Annotated in this window: 26 protein-coding genes; 18 read left to right on the forward strand and 8 right to left on the reverse strand. The window is 72.6% G+C overall.

Features of this window, described 5'->3' with window-relative positions; translation table 11 throughout:
- Both BZZ08_RS33900 and BZZ08_RS33905 read right to left on the reverse strand, forming a co-directional pair.
- A partial coding sequence (locus BZZ08_RS33900; protein ID WP_104636031.1) for a hypothetical protein occupies positions 1-553 on the reverse strand: 553 nt, incomplete at its 3' end.
- An 80-nt stretch (positions 554-633) separates the two neighbouring features.
- A complete protein-coding gene (locus BZZ08_RS33905; RefSeq protein ID WP_104636032.1) occupies positions 634-1,974 on the reverse strand; it encodes a DUF2252 domain-containing protein in 1,341 nt (446 codons plus the stop codon).
- Between the two features lie 202 nt (positions 1,975-2,176).
- Here BZZ08_RS33905 and dnaE point away from each other — a divergent pair, with 202 nt between their 5' ends.
- Complete coding sequence (dnaE, locus tag BZZ08_RS33910) at positions 2,177-5,716, forward strand: DNA polymerase III subunit alpha (protein ID WP_104636033.1); 3,540 nt, start codon at positions 2,177-2,179, stop codon at positions 5,714-5,716.
- An 84-nt stretch (positions 5,717-5,800) separates the two neighbouring features.
- On the opposite strand, the gene BZZ08_RS33915 is transcribed toward dnaE, so the two are convergent.
- Positions 5,801-5,968 carry a hypothetical protein gene (locus BZZ08_RS33915; RefSeq protein ID WP_104636034.1) on the reverse strand — a complete coding sequence of 56 codons (168 nt, stop codon included), beginning with the start codon at positions 5,966-5,968 and terminating at the stop codon, positions 5,801-5,803.
- Between the two features lie 224 nt (positions 5,969-6,192).
- On the opposite strand from BZZ08_RS33915, the gene BZZ08_RS33920 reads away from it, so the two are divergent.
- The 4 genes from BZZ08_RS33920 (at position 6,193) to BZZ08_RS33935 (ending at position 10,228) form a co-directional block, all read left to right on the forward strand.
- A complete protein-coding gene (locus tag BZZ08_RS33920) occupies positions 6,193-7,413 on the forward strand; it encodes an NYN domain-containing protein (RefSeq protein WP_104636035.1) in 1,221 nt (406 codons plus the stop codon).
- A gap of 157 nt (positions 7,414-7,570) precedes the next feature.
- Positions 7,571-8,545, forward strand: coding sequence for an ABC transporter ATP-binding protein (locus tag BZZ08_RS33925; RefSeq protein WP_104636036.1), 975 nt, complete (start codon positions 7,571-7,573; stop codon positions 8,543-8,545).
- A gap of 107 nt (positions 8,546-8,652) precedes the next feature.
- Positions 8,653-9,477: an ABC transporter permease gene (locus BZZ08_RS33930; RefSeq protein ID WP_104636037.1), complete on the forward strand. Its 825-nt coding sequence runs from the start codon at positions 8,653-8,655 to the stop codon at positions 9,475-9,477.
- Positions 9,478-9,511: 34 nt separating this feature from the next.
- On the forward strand, positions 9,512-10,228 hold the full coding sequence (locus BZZ08_RS33935; protein ID WP_104636038.1) for an AAA family ATPase: 717 nt from the start codon (positions 9,512-9,514) through the stop codon (positions 10,226-10,228).
- A 111-nt stretch (positions 10,229-10,339) separates the two neighbouring features.
- On the opposite strand, the gene ybaK is transcribed toward BZZ08_RS33935, so the two are convergent.
- From ybaK to BZZ08_RS33955, 4 genes are all read right to left on the reverse strand, one after another.
- Positions 10,340-10,858, reverse strand: a complete 519-nt coding sequence (ybaK, locus tag BZZ08_RS33940; RefSeq protein WP_104636039.1) for a Cys-tRNA(Pro) deacylase — start codon at positions 10,856-10,858, stop codon at positions 10,340-10,342.
- A gap of 13 nt (positions 10,859-10,871) precedes the next feature.
- Positions 10,872-11,612: an LON peptidase substrate-binding domain-containing protein gene (locus BZZ08_RS33945; RefSeq protein ID WP_104636040.1), complete on the reverse strand. Its 741-nt coding sequence runs from the start codon at positions 11,610-11,612 to the stop codon at positions 10,872-10,874.
- Positions 11,613-11,623: 11 nt separating this feature from the next.
- A complete protein-coding gene (locus tag BZZ08_RS33950) occupies positions 11,624-12,652 on the reverse strand; it encodes a hypothetical protein (RefSeq protein WP_104636052.1) in 1,029 nt (342 codons plus the stop codon).
- 614 nt (positions 12,653-13,266) lie between these two features.
- Positions 13,267-14,844 (reverse strand): oxidoreductase, encoded by a 1,578-nt coding sequence (locus tag BZZ08_RS33955; protein WP_104636041.1) that lies wholly within the window; start codon positions 14,842-14,844, stop codon positions 13,267-13,269.
- Between the two features lie 199 nt (positions 14,845-15,043).
- Here BZZ08_RS33955 and hisD point away from each other — a divergent pair, with 199 nt between their 5' ends.
- The 10 genes from hisD to BZZ08_RS34000 all read left to right on the forward strand — a co-directional run bounded on the left by hisD (position 15,044) and on the right by BZZ08_RS34000 (position 22,720).
- On the forward strand, positions 15,044-16,396 hold the full coding sequence (gene hisD, locus BZZ08_RS33960; RefSeq protein ID WP_104636042.1) for a histidinol dehydrogenase: 1,353 nt from the start codon (positions 15,044-15,046) through the stop codon (positions 16,394-16,396).
- Positions 16,393-17,502 (forward strand): histidinol-phosphate transaminase, encoded by a 1,110-nt coding sequence (locus tag BZZ08_RS33965; RefSeq protein ID WP_104636043.1) that lies wholly within the window; start codon positions 16,393-16,395, stop codon positions 17,500-17,502. Before hisD ends, BZZ08_RS33965 begins: the two co-directional genes overlap by 4 nt.
- Entirely contained in the window at positions 17,499-18,092 is a 594-nt protein-coding gene (gene hisB / locus BZZ08_RS33970; RefSeq protein WP_030186039.1) for an imidazoleglycerol-phosphate dehydratase HisB, read from the forward strand. Before BZZ08_RS33965 ends, hisB begins: the two co-directional genes overlap by 4 nt.
- Positions 18,093-18,095: 3 nt before the next feature.
- The gene (locus BZZ08_RS39095) at positions 18,096-18,260 is read left to right on the forward strand and encodes a hypothetical protein (RefSeq protein ID WP_198601857.1); all 165 of its coding nucleotides are present in this window, start codon (positions 18,096-18,098) and stop codon (positions 18,258-18,260) included.
- Positions 18,257-18,904, forward strand: coding sequence for an imidazole glycerol phosphate synthase subunit HisH (hisH, locus tag BZZ08_RS33975; protein WP_104636044.1), 648 nt, complete (start codon positions 18,257-18,259; stop codon positions 18,902-18,904). The genes BZZ08_RS39095 and hisH overlap by 4 nt, the downstream gene beginning before the upstream one ends.
- A 17-nt stretch (positions 18,905-18,921) precedes the next feature.
- Positions 18,922-19,647, forward strand: coding sequence for a bifunctional 1-(5-phosphoribosyl)-5-((5-phosphoribosylamino)methylideneamino)imidazole-4-carboxamide isomerase/phosphoribosylanthranilate isomerase PriA (priA, locus tag BZZ08_RS33980; RefSeq protein ID WP_104636045.1), 726 nt, complete (start codon positions 18,922-18,924; stop codon positions 19,645-19,647).
- Positions 19,644-20,048, forward strand: coding sequence for a RidA family protein (locus tag BZZ08_RS33985; protein WP_104636046.1), 405 nt, complete (start codon positions 19,644-19,646; stop codon positions 20,046-20,048). Before priA ends, BZZ08_RS33985 begins: the two co-directional genes overlap by 4 nt.
- Positions 20,045-20,800, forward strand: a complete 756-nt coding sequence (hisF, locus tag BZZ08_RS33990; protein ID WP_104636047.1) for an imidazole glycerol phosphate synthase subunit HisF — start codon at positions 20,045-20,047, stop codon at positions 20,798-20,800. The genes BZZ08_RS33985 and hisF overlap by 4 nt, the downstream gene beginning before the upstream one ends.
- A gap of 74 nt (positions 20,801-20,874) precedes the next feature.
- The gene (locus tag BZZ08_RS33995) at positions 20,875-21,462 is read left to right on the forward strand and encodes an ArsR/SmtB family transcription factor (protein ID WP_104636048.1); all 588 of its coding nucleotides are present in this window, start codon (positions 20,875-20,877) and stop codon (positions 21,460-21,462) included.
- Entirely contained in the window at positions 21,455-22,720 is a 1,266-nt protein-coding gene (locus BZZ08_RS34000; protein ID WP_198601858.1) for an MFS transporter, read from the forward strand. Before BZZ08_RS33995 ends, BZZ08_RS34000 begins: the two co-directional genes overlap by 8 nt.
- An 11-nt stretch (positions 22,721-22,731) precedes the next feature.
- On the opposite strand, the gene BZZ08_RS34005 is transcribed toward BZZ08_RS34000, so the two are convergent.
- Positions 22,732-23,367, reverse strand: coding sequence for a TIGR03085 family metal-binding protein (locus tag BZZ08_RS34005; RefSeq protein WP_104636049.1), 636 nt, complete (start codon positions 23,365-23,367; stop codon positions 22,732-22,734).
- Positions 23,368-23,448: 81 nt separating this feature from the next.
- Here BZZ08_RS34005 and hisI point away from each other — a divergent pair, with 81 nt between their 5' ends.
- The 3 genes from hisI to BZZ08_RS34020 all read left to right on the forward strand — a co-directional run.
- Positions 23,449-23,874 carry a phosphoribosyl-AMP cyclohydrolase gene (gene hisI, locus BZZ08_RS34010; RefSeq protein WP_104636050.1) on the forward strand — a complete coding sequence of 142 codons (426 nt, stop codon included), beginning with the start codon at positions 23,449-23,451 and terminating at the stop codon, positions 23,872-23,874.
- Between the two features lie 20 nt (positions 23,875-23,894).
- Positions 23,895-25,394 (forward strand): anthranilate synthase component I, encoded by a 1,500-nt coding sequence (locus tag BZZ08_RS34015; RefSeq protein WP_198601859.1) that lies wholly within the window; start codon positions 23,895-23,897, stop codon positions 25,392-25,394.
- Between the two features lie 83 nt (positions 25,395-25,477).
- Positions 25,478-25,756 (forward strand): TIGR02234 family membrane protein (locus BZZ08_RS34020; RefSeq protein ID WP_104636054.1); only part of this gene is annotated, 279 nt, incomplete at its 3' end.

The following is a 25,756-nucleotide window of genomic DNA, read 5'->3' on the forward strand; positions in this document are numbered from 1 at the left end:
GCCGGAAGGTGGTCGCGGCCACCGCGCCGAGCAGCTGGGCCAGCGCCCGCTCGCCGCGCCGCAGCCAGGCCGCCGCGAGCAGCCCGACCCCGACGTGCGCGGCAAGGAGCAGCCAGGCGGTGCCGGGGGCGGCCTGCGCCAGCACCGACGCCATCCGGTCGCTCTCGGCCCCGGTGACCCGGGTCAGCGGCGCGGTCACCCCGGCGTGGACGCCGGTCCCGTCGCCGCACAGCACGTCGAAGCCGACCGAGCGCAGCGGGCCCGCGACCGGGCCGCCCGCCCGGCCGTAGCAGACGTGCTGGCCGGTGGTGAAGACCGTGTCGGCGGCCAGCTCCAGCGGGATCAGCAGGGCGGCGATCCGCCCGAAGCCGCGCTCGCGCCGCCCGGCCAGGGCGTACGCGATCAGGAACACCGCGGCGGCGACCGCCGCCACCGTGGGCAGCGGCAGCGGAACTCCGGACAGCAGCACGTGCGACGCGGTGCTGAGGGTCACGGCGAGTGCCGTGAACAGCGCCGCGCGTACGGCTCTGAGCGGGGTTCCGGATATGTCCATAGCAGTAGAAGAGTGTGTCACGGGGTCCGGTAAGGGACCCCTAAAGGGTTCCTGTGAGAGTACCGACGGACGGCGGCCCGCTACAGGCCCGGGATCCGGCCGTTGCGGAACAGGTCGACGAAGGTCTGGTGGTCGGCACGCGCGCGTGCGCCGTAGCGGTGCGCGAAGTCGACCAGCAGGGGCGCGAAGCCCTCCTCGTCGGCCGCGATCGCCGCGTCGATGGCCCGCTCGGTGGAGAACGGCACCAGGGACTCCCCGGACTGGTCGTCGGCCGCCGCGTGCATGGTCGCGGTGGCCCGGCCCAGGTCGGCGACCACCTCGGCGATCTCCTCCGGGTCGTCGATGTCGCCCCAGTCCAGGTCGACGGCGTACGGCGAGACCTCGGCGACCAGCTGGCCGGCGCCGTCCAGCTCGGTCCAGCCCAGCCACGGGTCGGCGTGCGCCTGGAGGGCGCGCTGGGAGATCACCGTGCGGTGGCCCTCGTGCTGGAAGTAGTCCCGGATGGCCTGGTCGGTGATGTGCCGGGAGACGGCCGGGGTCTGGGCCTGCTTGATGTAGATCACGACGTCGTTCTCCAGGGCGTCGCTGTTGCCCTCCAGCAGGATGTTGTACGAGGGCAGGCCGGCCGAGCCGATACCGATGCCCCGGCGGCCGACGACGTCCTTCACGCGGTAGGAGTCCGGGCGGGCCAGGGAGGACTCGGGGAGCGTCTCCAGGTAGCCGTCGAAAGCCGCGAGCACCTTGTAGCGCGTGGCGGCGTCCAGCTCGATGGAACCGCCGCCGGGGGCGAAGCGGCGCTCGAAGTCACGGATCTCGGTCATCGAGTCCAGCAGCCCGAAACGGGTCAGCGAGCGGGCCACCCGCAGCGCGCCCAGCAGCGGGCCCTCCGCGGTGTCCAGCGTGAAGGGCGGCACCTCGTCGCTCTTGGCGCCGGTGGCCAGGGCGTGGATCCGCTCGCGGTACGCGCCCGCGTACACCCGCACCAGCTCGGTGATCTGCTCGTCGCTGAGCGCCTTCGCGTAGCCGATCAGCGCGACGGAGGCGGCGAAGCGCTTGAGGTCCCAGGTGAAGGGGCCGACGTAGGCCTCGTCGAAGTCGTTGACGTTGAAGATCAGCCGGCCGGTGGAGTCCATGTACGTGCCGAAGTTCTCCGCGTGGAGGTCGCCGTGGATCCACACCCGGGAGGTCCGCTCGTCCAGGTAGGCGCCGCCGGACTGATCACCGAACTCCGGATCCTCGGTCAAATCACGGTAAAAGAGACCGGCGGTGCCGCGGTAGAACGCGAAGGCGGAGGCGGCCATCTTGCGGAACTTCACGCGGAACGCCGCGGGATCCGCAGCCAGCAGCTGGCCGAAGGCGGCGTCGAAGACGGCGAGGATCTCCTCGCCGCGGTGCTCCTCGTTGAGCTGCGGGACCGACATGCCTGGTGCCTCCTGGTGCGGGTGGTGCCTGACGAGTGGAGCGGATCTCCACCCGGGCCAACGTTCGAAAGGGTGCGGGAGTGCCCGTCCCAGAAGGTACGCGTGGTGGCCCTCGGAGTGTCAGTGGCGAGGCATAGACTTCGACGCTGACCCCCCGGATCGACCGCCGTCAGTCGTCCCCAGTTTTCCCAGGAGGCCGCACGTGTCCAAGCCGCCGTTCACGCACCTGCACGTCCACACCCAGTACTCGCTGCTGGACGGTGCCGCGCGGCTCAAGGACATGTTCGACGCCTGCAACGAGATGGGCATGACGCACATCGCCATGTCCGACCACGGCAACCTGCACGGGGCCTACGACTTCTTCCACTCCGCGAAGAAGGCCGGAGTCACCCCGATCATCGGGATCGAGGCGTACGTCGCCCCCGAGTCCCGGCGCAACAAGCGCAAGATCCAGTGGGGCCAGCCGCACCAGAAGCGGGACGACGTGTCCGGTTCGGGTGGTTACACCCACAAGACCATGTGGGCGACGAACAGCACCGGCCTGCACAACCTCTTCCGCCTCTCCTCCGACGCGTACGCCGAGGGCTGGCTGCAGAAGTGGCCCCGGATGGACAAGGAGACCATCAGCCAGTGGTCCGAGGGCATCGTCGCCTCCACCGGCTGCCCCTCCGGCGAGGTGCAGACCCGGCTGCGCCTCGGCCACTTCGACGAGGCACTCAAGGCCGCCGCCGACTACCAGGACATCTTCGGCAAGGACCGCTACTTCCTGGAGCTGATGGACCACGGCATCGAGATCGAGCACCGGGTCCGCGACGGACTCCTCGAGATCGGCAAGAAGCTCGGCATCCCGCCGCTGGTCACCAACGACTCGCACTACACCTACGCGCACGAGGCGACCGCCCACGACGCCCTGCTGTGCATCCAGACCGGCAAGAACCTCTCCGACCCGGACCGTTTCCGCTTCGACGGCACCGGCTACTACCTGAAGTCCACGGACGAGATGTACGCCATCGACTCCTCGGACGCCTGGCAGGAGGGCTGCGCCAACACGCTCCTGGTCGCGGAGATGGTCGACACCACCGGCATGTTCGAGAAGCGCGACCTCATGCCGAAGTTCGACATCCCCGAGGGCTACACCGAGATCACCTGGTTCCAGGAGGAGGTCCGCCGCGGCATGGCGCGCCGCTTCCCCGGCGGCGTCCCCGAGGACCGCCAGAAGCAGGCCGAGTACGAGATGGACGTCATCATCCAGATGGGGTTCCCGGGCTACTTCCTCGTGGTCGCCGACTTCATCATGTGGGCCAAGAACCAGGGCATCGCGGTCGGCCCCGGCCGAGGTTCCGCGGCCGGTTCGATCGTGGCGTACGCGATGGGCATCACCGACCTCGACCCGATCCCGCACGGCCTGATCTTCGAGCGGTTCCTCAACCCCGAGCGCGTCTCCATGCCCGACGTCGACATCGACTTCGACGAGCGCAGGCGCGTCGAGGTGATCAGGTACGTGACGGAGAAGTACGGCGCCGACAAGGTCGCCATGATCGGCACGTACGGCAAGATCAAGGCGAAGAACGCCATCAAGGACTCCGCGCGCGTGCTGGGCTACCCGTACGCCATGGGCGACCGGCTCACCAAGGCCATGCCCGCCGACGTCCTCGGCAAGGGCATCGACCTGAACGGCATCACGGACCCGACGCACCCGCGCTACAGCGAGGCCGGCGAGATCCGCTCGATGTACGAGAACGAGCCGGACGTGAAGAAGGTCATCGACACCGCCAAGGGCGTCGAGGGCCTGGTCCGGCAGATGGGCGTGCACGCGGCCGGCGTGATCATGTCCAGCGAGCCGATCGTCGACCACGCCCCGATCTGGGTGCGGCACACCGACGGCGTGACCATCACGCAGTGGGACTACCCGCAGTGCGAGTCGCTCGGCCTGCTGAAGATGGACTTCCTCGGCCTGCGCAACCTCACGATCATGGACGACGCCGTCAAGATGGTGAAGTCCAACAAGGGCATCGACCTCGACCTGCTGTCGCTGCCGCTGGACGACCCCAAGACCTTCGAACTGCTGCAGCGCGGCGACACGCTCGGCGTCTTCCAGTTCGACGGCGGTCCGATGCGCTCCCTGCTGCGCCTGATGAAGCCCGACAACTTCGAGGACATCTCCGCCGTCTCCGCGCTCTACCGTCCCGGCCCCATGGGCATGGACTCGCACACCAACTACGCGCTGCGCAAGAACGGCCTCCAGGAGATCACGCCGATCCACAAGGAGCTGGAGGAGCCCCTCCAGGAGGTTCTCGCGGTCACCCACGGCCTGATCGTCTACCAGGAGCAGGTGCAGAAGGCCGCCCAGATCATCGCGGGCTACTCGCTCGGCGAGGCCGACATCCTGCGCCGCGTGATGGGCAAGAAGAAGCCCGACGAACTGGCGAAGAACTTCGTCCTCTTCCAGGCCGGAGCCAGGAAGAACGGCTACAGCGACGAGGCCATCCAGGCCCTGTGGGACGTGCTGGTCCCCTTCGCCGGCTACGCCTTCAACAAGGCGCACTCGGCCGCCTACGGCCTGGTCTCCTACTGGACCGGTTACCTCAAGGCGAACTACCCGGCCGAGTACATGGCCGCCCTGCTCACCTCGGTCAAGGACGACAAGGACAAGTCGGCCGTCTATCTGAACGAGTGCCGGCGCATGGGCATCAAGGTGCTGCCGCCCAACGTCAACGAGTCCATGTCGAACTTCGCCGCGCAGGGCGACGACGTGATCCTCTTCGGCCTCTCCGCCGTGCGCAACGTCGGCACCAACGTGGTCGAGTCGATCATCAAGTGCCGCAAGGCCAAGGGGAAGTACGCGTCCTTCCCCGACTACCTGGACAAGGTCGAGGCGGTCGTCTGCAACAAGCGGACGACGGAGTCGCTGATCAAGGCCGGCGCCTTCGACGAGATGGGGCACACCCGCAAGGGCCTCACCGCGCAGTACGAACCAATGATCGACAACGTGGTCGCGGTCAAGCGCAAGGAGGCCGAGGGGCAGTTCGACCTCTTCGGCGGCATGGGCGACGAGCAGAGCGACGAGCCCGGCTTCGGACTCGACGTGGTCTTCGGCGAGGACGAGTGGGACAAGACCTACCTCCTCGCCCAGGAGCGGGAGATGCTCGGTCTCTACGTCTCCGACCACCCGCTCTTCGGCCTGGAGCACGTGCTGTCCGACAAGGCCGACGCGGGCATCTCCCAGCTCACCGGCGGGGACTTCGGCGACGGCGCGGTCGTCACCATCGGCGGCATCATCTCCGGCCTCCAGCGCAAGATGACCAAGCAGGGCAACGCCTGGGCCATCGCCACCGTCGAGGACCTCGCCGGTTCGCTGGAGTGCATGTTCTTCCCGGCGACGTACCAGCTGGTGTCCACGCAACTGGTCGAGGACGCCGTGGTGTTCGTCAAGGGGCGCCTCGACAAGCGGGAGGACGTGCCCCGGCTGGTCGCGATGGAGCTGATGGTTCCCGACCTGTCCAACGCGGGCACCAACGCGCCCGTCGTCCTCACCATCCCGGCGACCCGGATCACCCCGCCGATGGTCAGCAGGCTCGGGGAGATCCTCACCCACCACCGGGGCGACAGCGAGGTGCGGATCAAGCTCCAGGGGCCGACCAGGACGACGGTGCTGCGCCTGGACCGGCACCGGGTGAAGCCCGATCCGGCGCTGTTCGGCGATCTGAAGGTGCTGCTCGGGCCGTCCTGCCTGGCGGGCTGAGCGGGGAAACGAGCGAGGGGCGCCTCCCGGTAGCCGGGTGCGCCCCTCCTCGTGCGGGGGCCGCGACGGCCCGTACCGCGGATGTCAGTTGTGGCCGAAGCGCTTCTGCCGCTTGCGGGAGGCCGCGTCGCCGGGGGTCGTCAGCTGCGGGGAGTGCTGCTCCTCGCGGTCCAGCACGGCCGACTCGGCGGCCTGCGGGGAGCGCTCGCCCTGGGGCTGCTTACGATCACGGTTGTTCTTGTTCTTGGCCATGGTGATCTACCTCCTGAGGGGGATCTGGGGGCCAGGTCCTGCACCAGATTCACATAGCCCAACAAAGAACGCATATCGGGCAATTACCGTCCGTGATGCGGCTCGCCGGGGCACGGGGCGCCGAAACGCCACGCCGAAGATCGAGTTCGGGCCGTTAACCTCCGCGCGGTCGGGCAGACTCGAAGGAAGCCCGAAGCAAACCTCCCGGAAAGAGGGTGGATCGCGTGGACCGCTGCATCGTCCTGGTGGACGCCGGGTATCTGCTGGGGGCCGCCGCGAGTCTCCTGGCGGGAGAGCCCTCTCGTTCGCGCATCACCGTCGACCACGCCGCCCTCATCCAGGGGTTGCGCGACCGCGCCGAGTCCGACACACAGCAGCCCCTGCTGCGCATCTACTGGTTCGACGGCGCCCCCGACCGCGTCCCGCAGCCCGAACACCGGCGACTGCGCGTGATGCCCCGGGTCACCGTCCGGCTGGGCGCCCTCACCCGCAGTGACGGCCGCTGGGCGCAGAAGGGCGTGGACGCCGCCATGCACGCCGAGCTGACCGAGCTGGCCCGCAACCGCGCCTGCTCCGACGTCGTCCTGGTGACCGGCGACGGCGACCTGCTGCCCGGCATGATGGCCGCCAAGGAACACGGCGTCGCCGTCCACCTGTGGGCCGTACAGGCCGCCGACGGCGACTACAACCAGTCCGAGGACCTGGTCGCCGAGGCCGACGAACGCCGCGTCCTCGACCGTACGTGGATCACGAAGGCCGTACGCGCCAAGGAACTCGGCGGCATCTGCGCGCCGCCGCCCGTGCCCCGCCCCGAGATCGCCGCGATCCTCTCCGCGCCGCTGCCCGAGTCCGCCCTCTCCGCCGCCCAGCGGCCCGTCGAGGCACCCGAGCACCCCACCACGTCCGCCGCGGGGGCCCCGGGGCAGGGCGGCACCGACGAGCGGGTACCGCCCGCCAAGGGCGTCCCCACCCCCAAGGACCTCGCCGCCCTGCGCGCACCCGGCGCCCATCCCGCCCCGCAGCCGGCCAACGCCACCCTGCGCTGGTCCTCCGACAAGGGCTGGGTGGACCGGCCCGCCGCCGAGCCCTCCGAGGCCGCCTCGCTGCCGACGCTGGCCCAGCTCACCACGGCCGAGCAGCGCTGGGCCGACCGCGAGGAGGACATCACCACGGTCGGCGGCGACCCGTACGAGGTGGGGCAGGTCTTCGCCCGGCGCTGGCTCGAACGCCTCGGCGACCACGGCCACCTGCAGAAACTCTCCGGGATGTACCCGCGCATCCCGCACCGCGTCGACGGGGAGCTGCTGCGCTACGCGGCCCGTTTCGGGCTGCTCGCGCACAAGGACGACCAGATCGACGAGCACGACCGGTACGCGATCCGGGCCGGGTTCTGGCGGGAGATCGACGTGCGCACGGCGACCGAGCGCACGCCCGCCGCGGAGTGAGACGGGCCGGCGGCCCCCGGTGCTCCCCGGCCGGACCGACACCTGCTGAATCGACACTTATGGGCGGACCCGGGAGCGGGTCGGGGGGACCGACCCCGTAGTCTCCTCCCTTGTGAGTACGCGCGCGCCACAGGCACCTGGACCCGGTGGCGATGCCGTGTGCGTGGTGCGCGCGCTGACCAAGACCTATCCGGCCGTGCGCGGCCGGCGCGGCGTACCCGCCACGCCCGAGGTGCGGGCCACCGACGACGTCACCCTGGACATCCGCCGCGGTGAGATCTTCGGACTGCTCGGACCCAACGGTGCCGGCAAGTCCACCCTCGTGCGCCAGCTCACCGGGCTGATGCGGCCCGACGGCGGCAGCGTGGAGATCCTCGGCCACGACATCGTGCGCCACCCGCAGCGGGCCGCGCGGCTCCTCGCCTACCTGGGACAGGAGTCCAGCGCCCTGGACGAGCTGACCGTGTCGCTCGCCGCCGAGACCACCGGGCGGCTGCGCGGCCTGGAGGTGCGCCGGGCGCGCGCCGAGCGGGACGCCGTGCTGGAGGAGCTGGGCCTGACCGGGCTCGCCGCCCGCCCGATCAAGAAGCTCTCCGGCGGCCAGCGCCGCCTGGCCTGCTTCGCCGCCGCACTGGTGGGGGAGCGGCCGCTGCTCGTCCTGGACGAGCCGACCACCGGCATGGACCCGGTGGCCCGGCGCGCGGTGTGGTCGGCCGTCGACCGGCGGCGCGCCGAACACGGCGCCACCGTACTGCTCGTCACCCACAACGTCATCGAGGCCGAGACCGTGCTCGACCGGGTCGCCGTCCTCGACCGGGGACGCGTGATCGCCTGCGACACGCCCTCCGGGCTCAAGGAGAAGGTCGCCGGAGAGGTCCGCGTCGACCTGGTGTGGCGCGAGAGCGCGCCGCTGCACGTCCCGGAGGTCGCCGCCCTGCGCGACCGCGTCGTCGAGTCGGGGCGCCGCTGGACCCTGCGGCTCGCCCCCGAGGAGGCCCGCGCGGTCGTCGCCACCGTCACCGGCGGCGCCGCCTTCGCCGCCCTGGACGACTTCACCCTGGCCACGCCCAGCCTGGAGGACGTGTACCTGGCGCTGGGCGGCGCCGCGCGACAGGGGCTGGTGAGGGCGTGAGCACGCGAGCGGTGAGAACACCGGCCGCCGCATCCGTACCCGTCGGGGCGACCGCCCCCGCCGGGGCGACCGCTTCGAACGACCCGAGCGAAGGGGAGCTGCGCGACGTGAGTGTCGTACCCGCCGATGCCCTGCGAGGTGCCGCCCGGGCAGCCGAGGGGCAGCGCGTGGCCGGCCCGGCCGAGCTGGGGCCCAGGGCACGGCTGTGGCCCTCCCTGGTGGCCGTGTACCGGGCGCAGCTGTCCCGGGCGCGGGTCGCGCGCATCCCGCTGCTGTTCGTGGCGACCTTCCAGTCCGTCGGCATCATGATCCTGATGCGCGGCGTCGTGGACGGCGGCGGCGAGGCACGGGCCGTGGTCGCCGGGTCCGCGGTGCTCGTCGTGGCCTTCGTCGCGCTGAACCTCCTCGCCCAGTACTTCGGCCAGCTGCGCGCCAGCGGCGGCCTCGACCACTACGCGACGCTGCCGGTGCCGCCCGCCGCGGTGGTGCTGGGCGCGGCGGGCGCCTACGCGTCCTTCACCGTGCCCGGGACCGTGGTGACGGCGGTGTTCGGGTGCCTGCTGTTCGGGCTGCCGATGACCCATCTGTGGGTGCTGGTGGCCGTGATCCCGCTGGCGGGCGCCGCCCTCGCCGGACTGGGCGCGGCGCTGGGCCTGCTCGCCCCCCGGCCCGAGTTCGCCACCCTCCTGGGCCAGCTCGGCATGTCGGCGGCCCTGCTGCTCGGCGTGCTGCCGCCCGAACGGTTGCCGCAGGTGGTCCGCCTGGCCCGGGACCTGCTGCCCTCCACGTACGGCGTGGAGGCCTTCGCGCGCACGTTCGGCGAGCGGCCCGACTGGGGCTTCGTCCTCGGCGACCTCGCGGTGTGCGCCGCGGTCGGGGTGATCTCGCTGGCCGTGGCGACCTGGGCGTACCGCCGGGCCGCCGTCCGGTGACGCGCCGCACAGGCGGGTTTGGCACGATGGCACGGTGACCGCACCCTTGACTCCGCCACCGCCGCCGAACGAACGCCCGTCGTACCAGGGCGGGCCGGTGCCGCAGCCCGTCGGCGCACACGCGAGGGGAGCCGCGCCCGGCGGTTCCCACGACCCTTACGGCACGTACGGCGAACAGGACGGCCCCGGGATGCTGACCGAAGTGCGACAGGCCGCCGTGACCGTGGTGGCGCTCACGGTCTCCGGTGCGCTGCTGGGCGTGCTGTGGTGGAAGCTGGCACCGAGCGTGCCCCTGGTGGGCGAAGTGCTCGACGGCAGATGGATCGTCTACCTCAAGGACTCCGAGGGCGAGCAGGCGATCGGCGTCGACGGAACGTTCACGCTGCTCGCGCTGGCGTTCGGGGCGCTCAGCGCGGTCGTGGTCTTCCTGCTGCGGCGGCGCGGGGGCGTGCCGCTGGTGGTGGCCCTCGGCGTCGGCGGGCTGCTCGGGTCGCTGCTGGCCTGGCGGCTCGGCGTGTGGCTCGGGCCGACTCAGGACGTGATCGCGCACGCCAAGGACGTGGGCAAAGGGGTGACCTTCCCCGCCCCGCTCAAGCTGGGCGCGAAGGGGGCGCTGCTGGCCTGGTCGCTCGCGGCGCTGGTGGTCCACCTGGGGCTGACCGGCCTGTTCGGGCCCCGGGACCCGGAGCCCGACCCCTGGCCGGCACCGGGGCAGTACCCGTCGGCGCCGTACGGGGACAAGTCGGCCTAGGCCGGGCGGCGGCCGCGGCGCGCCCTGCCCTTCACGGTGCGCCGGCGGTGTTCGCGCGTTCACTCCGCCAGGTCCTGCCCGAGCAGCCGACGACGGGGGCCTGCCGAGGGGTCAGGCGCGCCCGACCGGCGCCAGGACGGCGTCCGTGAGCTCGGCCAGGTCGTCGGGGGACAGCTCCACCTCCAGGCCGCGGCGGCCCGCCGAGACGCAGATCGTGGCGTGCTCCGAGGCCGACGCGTCCAGGACCGTCGCCAGCCGCTTGCGCTGGCCCAGCGGGGAGATGCCGCCGCGCACATAACCCGTGGTGCGCTCGGCCAGGGCCGGGTCGGCCATCGCCGCGCGCTTGCCGCCCACCGCGGCCGCCAGCGCCTTGAGGTCCAGCTGGCCCGCCACCGGCACCACCGCGACCGTCAGGGCGCCGTCGACGTCCGCCACCAGCGTCTTGAACACCCGCTCCGGCGGGACTCCCATCGCCTCGGCCGCCTCCTCGCCGTAGGACGGGTGGGCCGGGTCGTGCTCGTAGGCGTGGACCGTGTAATCCACCCCGGCCGCCGTGAGCGCCACCGTCGCGGGCGTGCCGCCCGGCTGCTGCTTCTTCGCCCTGCCGGGCTTGTTCGGCTTCTTCGCCATGCGGGCCAGTACCTCAGTTGAGACTCGTCGGGCCGCGCGTCAGGTCCGACGCCGGCAGGGACGGCAGCGTACGGATGATGGAGGTCTCCGAGCGAAGGAGTTTCAGCTCGTCCCGCAGCCGCGAGGCGGTGTCCGGGGCCTGGAGCAGGCGCTGCTTCGTCGGCGTGTCCAGCATCATCGCGGCGGCGACCAGGTAGGAGACCACACCCGGTTCGTCCGGCAGGTCGGCGCCGGTCGCCAGCGACCGCTCGCGTGCCCCCGCCAGCCGCTTCTGGTACTGCCGGAAGGACCGCAGCACGCCCTCCGCCAGGGCGCCCGCCTCGTCGCCGGGCTCCTCGGGCAGCGGTTCCAGCTCGGCCGTCAGGAACGGCCCCGAGGCCTCCACCGACAGCAGCCGCATCCGGGTGGTGCCGGTCGCCAGCACCTCGAAGGTGCCGTCGGCCCGCTCGCGGATCGTCGCCGCGTCCGCGACGCAGCCCACCTTGTGGAACGCCTTGAGCGGGTCGGTCCCGAACCCGGCACTCGGCCCGCGTTCAAGGGTGGTCGTCGGGTCGGGCAGGCCGGGGGCGGTCTGGGCCACCTCGTAGCCGTCGCGGATCGCCACGACGGCGAACCGGCGTGGTTCGTCCTCGGGAGTCTTCAGCAACTCGCGCATCATGGCGCGATAGCGCTCCTCGAAGATGTTGAGCGGGAGCACCAGCCCCGGGAACAGGACCGAGTTCAGGGGGAAGAGGGGGAGCCGGACGGTGGTCACGACGCAGAAGCCTAATGGTCGCCGGGGCGGACGCGTCCGCCGTGCCCACTTCGTGGCCGTCCGGAACCCGCCGTACCGGTCGTGGAGGCCGCTTGCGCCACGCGCGCACGGACGTCCGCGCGCACCCGGAGGAAGCCGCCGAGCGGGTCGTCCGTGTCCCGGTCCCAGGGGAAGGACGTGACGTACGGGCCGGTCAGCCGCAGCTGCTCCGCCGCGTCCGGGTGGCGTTCCAGGCGTACGAGGACCTGGACGAGCAGGTTCCGCAGCTCCGCCGCCCAGGGGTCGGCCGCCGGGTGGGCCGCGGAGAGGGCGATCGCGCGGTCCGCGGCGGCGTCCAGGCGGCGGCGGTGGCCGCGTACGGCGGTGGGCGTCGGGCAGGTGAGCGCCGCGTGCAGCGGCAGTGCCCGGACGAGCGCGTCCGCGGGCGCGTCCTGAGCGGCCGTCTCCGCGAAGTCCAGGCACTCGCCGTGGGCGTCGGGCGAGGCGGCGGCCAGGTACTCCAGGGCGGCGACATGACTGCCGTAGTGGTGCGGGCAGCGCCGGACCGCCTGCTCCCACAGGCGCTCGAACTCGGAGTGTCCGGCGCGGGCGCCCCGGGCGGCGTCCAGCGTGGTCCGCCACGGCACCGGGTCGTCGGGGCCGGCGGACTCGGCGGCGGCGACGACGGCGGGGATCACCTGGCGCAGCAGTTCGGCGCGGGCCGGCGAGTCCCAGTGACGGTGGACCGTCAGCCGGGCCGCGACCAGCAGGGCGTCGGGGTCGTCCGGGGCGGTGGCGCGCCAGGTGTCGAGCCACCCGGAACGGGAGCGGGCGAAGGCGGCGAGCCGGGTCGCGTAACGGTCGCGGTGGTCCCATTCGGCGTTCTCGCGGGTACCGGCGAGGAGGCCGGCCGCGGGGCCGTGCTCGCCCCGGGCCGCGGCGACGAGGGCGGGGGCGAGGCGGTCGTCGGGGGCGTCGAGGAGCACGTCGTCGTCTTGGGCGGGGCGTGGTGCCCGGGAGCGGGCCCGGGCAGCCGCGGTCCGCAGGAACGCGCGCAGCATGGCCAGTACGACGGCCGAGGGTTCGGGATGGTTGTGCGGCCGCGACTCCGCCTTCGGCCGATCGCGGCTTCCCGCCCGCGCCACCGTGCGGCATGCGTCGCCGGGTGCGGGTGGTCCCTGCGGGACCTCGCGCGTCGGCGGCTTTCCGGCGGTGGGCGAGGAGCGCCTGAGGATGATGCGCCGAGCATCACGGCACGGCGGCGCCGACGCCGCGCCTGCGGCACGGCCCGGGGGCGAGCTTTCCGGGCGGGGCCGGGGCCTTTCGAGCAAGGGTTCAGTTTTCCGGGGCGGAACCGAGCCGTGGGGTTGGGGGAGCCGGGTCTTCCGGCGCGGGATCGAGCCCGTCGGGGCCGGGGGCTGAGCCGATCCGGGCGGGCACCGGGGCTCGCCGGCTGCGGGGGCTGCGCCCTGGGTGGGTGGCCCGGGGGCGGTCCCGGGCGGAGGGGGGCCTCAGCGGGGTCCCGGGATGGATGCGGGGCCCCCGCCGGGGTCCCGGGGCGGAGGCGGGGGCCCTCAGCGGGGTCCCGGGGCGGACCCGGGGAGCCCTCACCGGGAGACCGGTGTCCGGGGCCCGTCCTGCCGTCGGGGGTGGGGCGGGGCCGTTCCCGGCGGGGTCAGTTGCGGCGGAGCAGGCGGGTGGCGCCCGCCGCCACCGTGGTCGCCAGGACCCAGCCCAGCAGGACCAGGGCCGTCGACAGCCACTGCCAGCCGTCGTGGAGCTGCCAGGAGCCCGCCTGGCCCAGGTCGATCACCGGGAGGAGGAGGTCGAGGGCGAAGAGGGCGGGATTCCAGTCCGGGTGTTCGCCGCTCTTCAGCGGAGGCGGCTCCGCGCGGGCGAAGGCGAGGGACCCGGCCGCCCACAGCACCGCCATCCAGACCGCGGCGCGGCCCGGCCGGTAGCCGTAGGCGACCGTCCAGTCCTGCGCGTAACCCACCAGCTTCGCGGCGACCGGCAGGCTCTCGCGGCGCCTGCGGTGCTTGGCGAGCAGCACCTCGCGGGCGTCCTCGTCCTCGCCGCCCGCCCGCAGCACGGCGGCGAGGCGCTCGTACGGCTCCGGGTGGTACTCGGCGGTCGCGGCACCCACCCAGCGCAGCCGCTTCTCCAGCGGGAACGGCCCACGCGGCACCAGGTTCTCGTAGGCGAAGCCGCCCATGTGCAGCCGGCCGGGGCCCGGCCAGCTGTCCGCCCGGTCCATCAGGTTGACCACCCGCGCCCCCGACAGCACCACCCGCCCGCGCGCCGGACGCTCGCCCAGGAAACGCAGCTCGGGCGTCTGCACCCGGCGCAGCGACAGCTCCTGGTCGTCGGTGAAGGTGAACCGGGCGTGCTCCAGGTCCAGGGCGTCGCCGAAGCGCCCGTCGTCGAGGCGCACCCCGCCCTCGCACTCGAAGCACTGGATGCGGGTGCCCTGCGCGGGAGTGGTGCCGCGCAGCAGCGGGCTGCCCAGGCCCGCCGGGGTCAGGTACAGCGTGCGCTCCACCGTCAGCTGCGGGGCGTTCAGCGCGTGCCGCGTGTACGGGTTCAGCAGCCGGGCGCCGCGCAGGCTCAGCGACACGCCGACCTGGGCGCTGCGCAGGCTCACCTCGCCGTGCGACTCCAGCATCTCGGCCTGGAGGTCCTGCCCGACCGTCATGCCGTCCGCGGCGATGGAACGCCCGCCGCGGTCCCGGTGCACGATCGCCTGGTTGAGCAGCAGGTCGGTGCCTATCCGCGCGTCCGTGAGCCGGATGCCGCCCGGGAAGCGGGAGCGCGGCAGGTGCAGATCGCCCTCGGTGTGCAGCCGGGCCGCCTCCAGGCGCGGCACCGCGCAGTCCACCAGCCGCACCGTCGTGAACCGGGTCTCCGGGAGCAGCACCTCGCGCTCGAAGCGGCAGCGCCGCAGCTCGACGTAGGGCACCACCGTGCCGCCCGCCAGATCCATCGTGTCGCTGATCAGCACGCCCACCAGTTGCAGCGAGGACACCCGGCCCGCGAGCGCCGGCGGACCGTCGAGGAGCAGCCAGCACACGACGCGGGCCCGCACCGTCCGCTCCGGCCCCCAGGGACGCCCGCCGTGCGGATCGTCGACGAGCGGGTCGCCGCTGCTCAGGTCGTACACGCTGCCGTTGCGGAACGCCTGCCACATGCCGGCCTCGGCGACGGTCAGGTCATCCGGCAGCTCTCCGTCACGATGGCCGGCCCCTTCGGTCACGGTGCTTCACTCCCTCCCCGGCTACTCGTCGGTCGCTCACCCTTCGTACAACCGTTCATGCCCACTGCGTGACCTTCCGAACACTCAAAGTGAGCATGGATCAGGTGAGTTCACCGTGGGCCGTGAGGTCCGTCGCGTTCTGTATCAGCCATTGATACGCGCGGACCGTGCCGGACGCGGGTCTGAGAGAATTGGTTCCGTGATCTCCCGAATCGATCTGCGCGGCGACGCCCTCCCCGAGGGCCCCGCCCTGCGCGACCTGCTGCCCCGAGCCGACTTCGACGTCTCGGTCGCCCTGGAGAAGGTGCGGCCGATCTGCGAGGCCGTGCATCATCGCGGAGACGCGGCGCTGATCGACTTCACCGAGCAGTTCGACGGCGTCCGGCTGGAACAGGTGCGGGTCCCGGCGGCCGCGCTCACGCGCGCGCTGGAGGAGCTGGACCCGGCCGTCCGCGCGGCCCTGGAGGAATCCATCCGCCGCGCCCGCCTCGTCCACCGCGAACAGCGCCGCAGCACGCACACCACGCAGGTGGTGCCCGGCGGGTCGGTCACCGAGAAGTGGGTGCCGGTCGAGCGGGTCGGGCTCTACGTGCCCGGCGGCCGGTCGGTCTACCCGTCGTCCGTGGTCATGAACGTGGTGCCCGCGCAGGAGGCCGGCGTCGGGTCGATCGCGCTCGCCTCGCCCGCCCAGGCCGAGTTCGGCGGCATCCCGCACCCCACCATCCTCGCCGCCTGCGCCCTGCTCGGCGTCGACGAGGTGTACGCGGCCGGCGGCGCCACCGCCGTCGCGATGTTCGCCTACGGCACCGAGTCCTGCCCGCCCGCCAACATGGTCACCGGCCCCGGCAACATCTGGGTCGCCGCCGCCAAGCGCTTCTTCACCGGGAAGATCGGCATCGACGCCGAGGCCGGCCCGACCGAGATCGCCGTCCTGGCGGACTCGACCGCCGACCCGGTGCACGTCGCCGCCGACCTGATCAGCCAGGCCGAGCACGACCCGCTGGCCGCCGCCGTCCTGGTCACCGACTCCGTGGAGCTGGCGGACGCGGTGGAGAAGGAGCTGCGGCCGCAGGTCGAGGCCACCAAGCACATCGAGGACCGGATCCGCCCGGCCCTCGCCGGCCGCCAGTCCGCGATCGTCCTCGTCGACGGCCTGGACGAGGGGCTGCGCGTGGTCGACGCCTACGGCGCGGAGCACCTGGAGATCCAGACCGCCGACGCCGCCGCCGTCGCCGACCGGGTCAAGAACGCCGGCGCGATCTTCGTCGGCCCCTGGGCGCCCGTCTCGCTGGGCGACTACGCGGCCGGGTCCAACCACGTCCTGCCCACCGGCGGCTGCGCCTGCCACTCCTCCGGCCTGTCCGTGCAGTCCTTCCTGCGCGGCATCCACATCGTCGACTACACGCGCGACGCGCTCGCCGAGGTCGCGCGGCACGTGGTGACGCTGGCGGAGGCGGAGGACCTGCCCGCGCACGGCGCGGCGATCAAGGCGCGTTTCGCCGGAGGCGAACCAAACGGGCTCAGCGAGTGGAAGGTCCCGGAGAGCAAGTGACGTTCGGCATCGACGATCTCCCCGTACGGGACGAGCTGCGCGGCAAGTCCCCCTACGGCGCGCCCCAGCTGGACGTGCCGGTACGGCTGAACACCAACGAGAACCCCTACCCGCTGCCCGACGCGCTGGTCGAGCGGATCGCCGAGCGGGTCCGCGAGGCCGCCCGCGACCTCAACCGCTACCCCGACCGGGACGCGGTCGAGCTGCGCACGAAGCTCGCCGAGTACCTGACGAACACCTCCGGGCATCCCCTGGACGTGCGCAACGTCTGGGCGGCCAACGGCTCCAACGAGGTCATCCAGCAGCTGCTGCAGACCTTCGGCGGGCCCGGCCGCACCGCGATCGGCTTCGAGCCGTCGTACTCGATGCACGGCCTCATCGCGCGCGGCACCGGCACCGGCTGGATCTCCGGGCCGCGCCACGAGGACTTCACCATCGACGTGCCCGCCGCGAAGAAGGCGATCGCCGGGCACCGCCCGGACGTCGTCTTCGTCACCACCCCCAACAACCCCACCGGGAACGCGGTCCCGGCCGAGACGGTCCTCGCCCTGTACGAGGCGGCGCAGGCGGCGAAGCCGTCCATGGTCGTGGTCGACGAGGCCTACATCGAGTTCAGCCACGGCGCCTCCCTGCTGCCGCTGCTGGACGGCCGGCCGAACCTGGTCGTCTCCCGCACCATGTCGAAGGCGTTCGGCGCGGCGGGCCTGCGCCTGGGCTACCTCGCCGCGCACCCGGCCGTCGTCGACGCCGTCCAGCTCGTACGGCTGCCGTACCACCTGTCAGCCGTCACCCAGGCGACCGCGCTGGCCGCCCTGGAGCACACGGACACGCTGCTGAAGTACGTCGAGCAGCTGAAGACCGAGCGGGACCGGCTGGTCGCCGAACTGCGGGCCATCGGCTACGAGGTGACCGAGTCCGACGCGAACTTCGTCCAGTTCGGGCGGTTCACGGACTCCCACGCGACCTGGCGGAAGATCCTCGACCGGGGCGTCCTGGTCCGGGACAACGGCGTGCCGGGGTGGCTGCGGGTCACCGCCGGCACCCCGGAGGAGAACGACGCGTTCCTCGACGCGGTACGTGAAGTCAAGAAGGAGCAGCACACATGAGCCGCGTAGGGCGCGTGGAGCGCACCACCAAGGAGACCTCGGTCCTCGTCGAGATCGACCTCGACGGCACCGGCAAGACCGACATCGCCACCGGCGTCGGCTTCTACGACCACATGCTCGACCAGCTCGGCCGGCACGGTCTGTTCGACCTGACCGTGAAGACCGACGGCGACCTGCACATCGACTCCCACCACACCATCGAGGACACCGCCCTCGCGCTGGGCGCCGCCTTCAAGCAGGCGCTCGGCGACAAGGTGGGCATCTACCGCTTCGGCAACTGCACGGTCCCGCTGGACGAGTCCCTCGCCCAGGTCACCGTCGACCTCTCCGGCCGCCCCTACCTCGTGCACACCGAGCCCGAGAACATGGCGCCGATGATCGGCGAGTACGACGTGACGATGACCCGGCACATCCTGGAGTCCTTCGTCGCCCAGGCCCAGGTCGCCCTGCACGTGCACGTGCCCTACGGGCGCAACGCGCACCACATCGTGGAGTGCCAGTTCAAGGCGCTGGCCCGGGCCCTGCGCTACGCCTCGGAGCGCGACCCCCGCGCGGCCGGCATCCTGCCTTCCACGAAGGGCGCGCTGTAACCGATGAACGGTACCTCCACCGCACTGATCGTCGTCGGACTCTTCCTCCTCGGCGGCATCTACTCCTTCGCCAAGCAGCAGATGCCCAAGGGCCTGATCGTGCTGCTCTCCATCGGCGCCGGCATGTGTCTGCTCGCGGGCGTCCTGAGGCTGGAGGTGTGGAGTTGACCGCCGCCGCTGCCAAGAAGGTCGTCGTCTTCGACTACGGCTTCGGCAACGTCCGTTCCGCCGAGCGCGCCCTCGCGCGCGCGGGAGCCGACGTCGAGATCACCCGTGACTACGACAGGGCCATGAACGCCGACGGGCTGCTGGTCCCCGGCGTCGGCGCCTTCGCCGCCTGCATGGACGGCCTCAAGGCCGCCCGCGGTGACTGGATCGTCGACCGACGGCTGTCGGGCGGGCGCCCCGTCATGGGCATCTGCGTCGGCATGCAGATCCTCTTCACCCGCGGCATCGAGCACGACGTCCAGGCCGAGGGCCTGGACGAGTGGCCCGGCACGGTCGGACCGCTCCGGGCCGACGTCGTGCCCCACATGGGCTGGAACACGGTCGAGGCACCGGCCGACTCCCAGCTCTTCGCCGGCCTGGACGCGGACGCCCGCTTCTACTTCGTGCACTCCTACGCCGTCCACGAGTGGACCCAGGAGGCGCACAACCCGCTGATCGCCGCGCCCAGGGTCACCTGGTCCACGCACGGCGAGCCCTTCGTGGCGGCCGTGGAGAACGGCGCGCTGTGGGCGACCCAGTTCCACCCCGAGAAGTCCGGTGACGCCGGAGCCCAGCTCCTCACCAACTGGATCGAGACCCTCTAGAGATGAGCCCGGTAGAGATGAGCAAGCTCGAACTCCTCCCCGCCGTCGACGTCCGCGACGGCCAGGCCGTCCGCCTCGTGCACGGCGAGTCCGGCACCGAGACCTCCTACGGCTCCCCGCTGGAGGCCGCCCTCGCCTGGCAGCGCTCCGGCGCCGAGTGGCTGCACCTGGTGGACCTGGACGCGGCGTTCGGCACCGGGGACAACCGCGCGCTGATCGCGGAGGTCGCCAAGGCGATGGACATCAAGGTGGAGCTGTCCGGCGGCATCCGCGACGACGACACCCTCGCCGCCGCCCTCGCCACCGGCTGCACCCGGGTGAACCTGGGCACCGCCGCCCTGGAGACCCCCGAGTGGGTCGCCAAGGTCATCGGCGAGCACGGCGACAAGATCGCGGTCGGCCTGGACGTACGGGGCACCACGCTCCGGGGCCGGGGCTGGACCCGCGACGGCGGCGACCTCTACGAGACGCTGGACCGCCTGAACAAGGAGGGCTGCGCCCGGTACGTCGTCACCGACATCGCCAAGGACGGCACCCTCCAGGGCCCCAACCTGGAGCTCCTGAAGAACGTCTGCGCCGCCACCGACCGCCCGGTCGTGGCCTCGGGCGGCGTGTCCTCCCTGGACGACCTGCGCGCGATCGCCGGGCTCGTCCCGGACGGTGTCGAGGGGGCCATCGTCGGGAAAGCCCTCTACGCGAAGGCGTTCACCCTGGAAGAGGCCCTGGAGGCTGTGTCCACATGACATCCGAAGCCGTACGGCGCGTGCAGAGCGGAAGTCCCTGGGAAGAGTCCTTCGGTTTCGCACGGGCCGTGGCGGCGGGTGACCGTGTCATCGTGGCGGGCACCACCGCCGTCAAGGGCGACATGCTCTACGGCGAGGGCGACCCGTACGAGCAGGCGAAGGTGGCCTTCGGCAGCGCCGTCGAGGCCCTCGCCGAGTTCGGGCTCGGCATCGAGTCCGTGATCCGGACCCGTGTGTGCCTGGCACATTCCCGCGACGTCGATGCGGCGGGCCGCGCCCACAAGGAGCTGTTCGACTCCGTGCGCCCGGTCACGACCCTGCTGGTCGTGCAGGGCTTCATCGACTCGCGGGTCCTGGTGTCGGTCGAAGTGGAAGCGTATAGAGGAGCCGTGGATTCATGACCCTGGCGGTACGAGTCATCCCCTGCCTGGACGTGGACAACGGCCGGGTCGTCAAGGGCGTCAACTTCCAGAACCTGCGCGACGCGGGCGACCCCGTCGAGATGGCCAAGGTGTACGACGCCGAGGGCGCCGACGAGCTGACGTTCCTGGACATCACCGCCTCGTCGGGCGACCGCGAGACGACCTACGACGTGGTGCGCCGCACCGCCGAGCAGGTGTTCATCCCGCTGACCGTCGGCGGCGGGGTGCGCACCGCCGAGGACGTCGACAAGCTGCTGCGGGCCGGCGCGGACAAGGTGGGCGTGAACACGGCCGCCATCGCCCGTCCCGACCTGATCCGCGAGATCGCCGAGCGGTTCGGCCGGCAGGTCCTCGTGCTGTCGGTCGACGCCCGCCGCACCGAGGCCGGCACCTTCGAGGTGACCACCCACGGCGGCCGGCGCGGCACCGGCGTCGACGCGGTCGAGTGGGCCCACCGGGCCGCCGAGCTGGGCGCGGGGGAGATCCTGCTCAACTCGATGGACGCGGACGGCACGAAGGACGGTTACGACCTGGAGATGCTGGCGGCGGTCCGCAAGCACGTGACCGTCCCGGTCATCGCCTCGGGCGGCGCGGGCAGCCTCGCCCACTTCGCCCCGGCGGTCGAGGCGGGCGCGGACGCGGTACTGGCGGCGTCGGTCTTCCACTTCGGCGACCTGCGGATCGGCGAGGTGAAGACCGCCCTGCGCGAGGCGGGGCACCCCGTCCGGTAGAGAAACCGAGATGCGAAAGGAAAGTTGCGCAACATCTATTGCGCAATTTTTCTTTCGTAATCTAGCCTGGGCGCATGCCGAGCCAGGAGAACCACGCCATCACCGACCTGGGCACCCTCAAAGCCCTCGCCCACCCGCTGCGCATGCAGCTCTACCGCGGCCTCTGCGTCGCGCGCACGGCGACCGCCTCGCAGCTCGCCGACAAGGTCGACGAGGCCGTCTCCCTCGTCAGCTACCACCTGCGCAAGCTGGCCGAGCACGGGCTGGTCGAGCAGGCCGACCCGCAGAGCGCGGACGGCCGGGAGCGCTGGTGGCAGCCTTCCTCGGCCGGTGTGAGCCTGCGTGACGAGAACTTCCGCGACGCGCCCGAGCGCGCCGCCGCCCACCTCGCGGCCACCCGGCTCTTCCACGAGCAGCGCGCCGCCATGTACCACCGCTACCTCGACGAACGCCCCACCTGGGGCCCCGAGTGGAACTCCGCCGCCCCCGACAACGAGTCGCTGCTGCGACTGACCCCCGCCGATCTGAAGGAACTCGGCGAGGAACTGCTCGCCCTGGCGAGGAAGTACGACGAGCGGGGCCGGGCCGCCGAAGCCGCCGGCGACACCGAGGGGCGCGAGAACGTCGCGCTGCACGTCTACGGATTCCCGTTCCGTGTCTGAGGCGACCACGTCCGTGCCGGACGTACGGATACCCGCCGGCGGCTCCGTCCCCGCCCACCGCGACCCCAACGTCCTGCGCTGGGTCGGCGCCTACACCGCGTCCATGGTCGGCGACATGGTGTTCTTCCTCGCGCTGTCCTGGGCCGCCGTGCAGAACGGCACCCCCGCGCAGGCCGGCCTCGTCACCGCCGTCAGCGCGGTGCCCCGGGCGCTGCTCATGCTCGGCGGGGGAGTGGTCGCCGACCGGCTCGGGCCGCGCCGGGTGGTCATCGGCAGCGACGCCGTGCGGTGCGTCACCGTCCTGGCGGTCGCCGCCGTGCTGTTCGCGACCGACCCCGGGCTGTGGCTCCTCGCCCTGCTCGCCGTCGTCTTCGGCACCGTCGACGCCGTGTTCATGCCCGCCGTGGGGGCCCTCCCGGCGCGGATCACCGCCCAGGACCAGCTCGCCCGCGTCCAGGGCATGCGCGGCCTCGCCATACGCTTCGCCGCCGTCGTGGGCGCGCCGCTCGGCGGGCTCGGCGTGGCGCTGGGCGGCGCGGCGGCGGCCTTCGCGTGCGCCGGGCTGCTGATCGCCGTGTCCGTGCCGCTGCTGGTCTCCGTACGGATGCGTGAACTGCCCGCCGCCGACGCCGGTCCCGCCCGGCCGACCACCGCCTGGCGGGACCTGATAGGCGGGCTCCGCTACGTCCGCCGGCACCGCGTGCTCGGCCCGCTCATGGTGACCATCGCGCTGGGCGACCTCGGTTTCGTCGGCCCCCTCAACGTGGGCCTCACCCTGCTCGCGGACGAGCGTGGCTGGGGCGCCTCCGGGATGGGCTGGGTGCTCGCGGGGTTCGGCACGGGCGCCGGAGTCGCCGCCCTGCTGCTGACCGTACGGGGACGCCTGCCGCGCGCCGGATGCGTCGCCGCCGGCGCCATCATCCCGGGCTCGGCCGCGATCGCCGCCCTGGCCCACGCGCCCGGCCTCCCCGCGGCCGTCGGCACGGCGCTGCTCATCGGCCTGCTCACCGGCCTCAGCGGCGCCATGTGCGGAGCCCTGCTCCAGACCCAGTCCGACCCCGCCTACCTGGGCCGCGTCACCGCCGTCGGCGGCATCGTCAGCCTGGGGATCGCGCCGCTGAGCATGCCCCTGTCGGCCGCCGCCATCGGCGTCTGGGGCACCGGCCCCGTCTTCGCCGTCAGCGCCGTGGTCTGCGGCCTCGGCGGGGTCGTCGCCCTGTGCGCGCCGGGGGTGCGGCGGGCCGAGCTGCCGAAGTGAGACCCGGGGGATCAGATCCCGAGCCGCTTGGTCTCCCGCAGCTTGGCGATGGCGTCATGCTCGCCCTCCAGCTCCACCTTCGCGGCGCCCTGCCGGCCGTAGGCGAACAGCAGCAGCTCGGACGGCTCGCCCGTCGCCGTCACCACCGGCGTCCCCCGGTGGGCGACCGTCGTCTGGCCGTTCGGACGGCGCAGCACCAGACCCGTCGGGATACCCCGGCCCATCAGGCGGGCGGCGCGCTCCAGACGGGACCACAGGGCGTCCTGGAAGACCGGGTCCAGCTCGCGCGGCGACCAGTCGGGCTGGGCGCGGCGGACGTCCTCGGCGTGGACGTAGAACTCCACCGTGTTCGCCGCCTCGTCGACCTGCTTGAGCTGGAACGGAGAGAAGCGGGGCGGGCCCGTGCGGATCAGCTGGAGCAGTTCCCCGTACGGCTTCGCGCCGTACTCCTCCCTCACCCGGTGCAGGCGGGACGCCAGCGGCTTGATCAGGGCGCCCCCGGCCGCGTCCGGACGCCGCTCGCGCACCACCACGTGCGCGGCCAGGTCACGGGTCCGCCAGCCCTCGCACAGCGTCGGGGCGTCCGGACCCGCCGTCTCCAACAGGTCCGCGAGCAGAAGTCGTTCACGCTTGGCGAAAGTCGACATGGAGTCAGCCTACGGCGGCCGGCCGGGTCCGCCCAATGGACATACCCGGGGCGTGTCGGTCCCGCGCGGCACAATGGGCGCATGACCAGCAGCTCCCCCACCGGCGGCCCCCGGCGCCCCAGCCCGCTCGCCCCGGAGATCGCCGACCGGCTCAAGCGCAGCGCCGACGGCCTCCTGCCCGCCATCGCCCAGCAGTACGACACCGGAGAGGTGCTGATGCTCGGCTGGATGGACGACGAGGCACTGCACCGCACGCTGACGACCGGCCGCTGCACCTACTGGTCGCGCAGCCGCCGGGAGTACTGGGTCAAGGGCGACACCTCCGGCCACGTCCAGTGGGTGAGGTCCGTCGCCCTGGACTGCGACGCCGACACCGTGCTCGTCAAGGTCGACCAGGTGGGCGCCGCCTGCCACACCGGCACGCGCACCTGCTTCGACACCGACGTGCTCCTCGCCGCAGGCACCGAAGACGCTGCGGGCACTGACGTCCGCGGCGCGGGTCAGTAGGGTCTGCCGCCATGGACGACATGGACCTCGAGACCTTCCGCAAGCTCGCCGCCGACCGCCGGGTGATCCCGGTCGGCCGCAAGCTCCTCGCCGACGGCGACACCCCCGTGGCCCTGTACCGCAAGCTCGCCGCCGAGCGCCCCGGCACCTTCCTGCTGGAGTCCGCGGAGAACGGCCGGACGGCCTTCCAGTGGTCCCGGTACTCCTTCATCGGCGTCCGCAGCGCCGCCACCCTCACCGAGAAGGACGGACAGGCGCACTGGCAGGGCACCCCGCCCGTCGGTGTCCCCACCGACGGCGACCCGCTCGCCGCCCTGCGGGCCACCGTCGAGGCCCTGCACACCCCGCGCGACCTCGCCCACGACCTGGGCCTGCCGCCCTTCACCGGCGGCCTGGTCGGCTACCTCGGCTACGACATCGTGCGCCGCCTGGAGAAGGTCGGCCCGGGGGAGCGCGACGACCTGAGGCTGCCCGAGCTGACCATGCTGCTCACCAGCGACCTCGCCGTCATGGACCACTGGGAGGGCTCGGTCCTGCTGATCGCCAACGCGATCAACCACAACGACCTGGAGACCGGCGTCGACGAGGCCTACGCCGACGCGATCGCCCGCCTGGACGCCATGGAGGCCGACCTCACGCGCGCGGTGGCCCAGCCCCCGGCCGCGCTGCCGCCCTCCGAGCTGCCCGAGTACACCGCGCTGTGGGGCGGCCCCGACTTCCAGGACGCCGTCGAGGACATCAAGGAGCGCATCCGCGCGGGCGAGGCCTTCCAGGTCGTCCCCTCCCAGCGCTTCGAGACGCCCTGCACGGCGAGCGCGCTCGACGTGTACCGGGTCCTGCGGGCCACCAACCCCTCCCCGTACATGTACCTGCTCCGCCTCGACGGCTTCGACGTCGTCGGCTCGTCCCCCGAGGCCCTGGTCAAGGTCGAGGACGGGCGTGCCATGGTGCACCCCATCGCCGGCACCCGCCCGCGCGGCGCCACCCCGCAGGAGGACCAGGCCCTCGCCGACGAACTGCTCGCCGACCCCAAGGAGCGCGCCGAGCACCTGATGCTCGTCGACCTCGGCCGCAACGACCTCGGGCGGGTCTGCGAGCCCGGCTCGGTCGAGGTCGTCGACTTCATGTCCGTCGAGCGGTACTCGCACGTCATGCACATCGTCTCCACGGTCACCGGACGGGTCGCCCAGGACCGCACCGCCTTCGACGTCCTCACCGCCTGCTTCCCGGCCGGCACCCTCTCCGGCGCGCCCAAGCCGCGCGCCCTGCAGATCATCGACGAACTCGAACCCTCCCGGCGCGGCCTGTACGGCGGCTGCGTCGGCTACCTCGACTTCGCGGGCGACTCCGACACCGCCATCGCCATCCGCACGGCGCTGCTGCGCGACGGCACGGCCTACGTCCAGGCGGGCGCCGGCGTCGTAGCCGACTCCGACCCGGTCGCCGAGGACACCGAGTGCCGCAACAAGGCGGCGGCCGTGCTGCGGGCCGTACACACGGCCAACCGGCTGGCGCAATAGGGCCAACCGGCCGGAGTGGTGGGGCGATTCTCACGCCCCCAATCCGAACCCCGGGTGACGGTTCGCCCGGGGTTCGGGTGATAGTGGAGTACGTGACAGCCGTTCCGCCCCCCCGCCCCCCCGCCGCAGGCCCCGCCCGGGCCGGCCGCCGGAGCCTCGCCGTCGCCCTGATGTGCGGCGCGCTCGGCGCCGCCGTCGCCCTGCTCGCCACCCGGCAGGAGTGGGCGCAGGGCACCGCGACGGTGGCCGGCGGCGCGTTCTCGCTGACCGCCAAGGGCAGCGACGTCACGGGCGTACCCGCGGCGCTCGCCATAGTCGGACTCGCCGCGCTCGTCGCCGTCTTCGCCGTCCGCCGCGCCGGC

It is taken from the genome of Streptomyces sp. MH60 (genome assembly GCF_002939385.1).
In the GTDB taxonomy this organism is placed as follows: domain Bacteria; phylum Actinomycetota; class Actinomycetes; order Streptomycetales; family Streptomycetaceae; genus Streptomyces.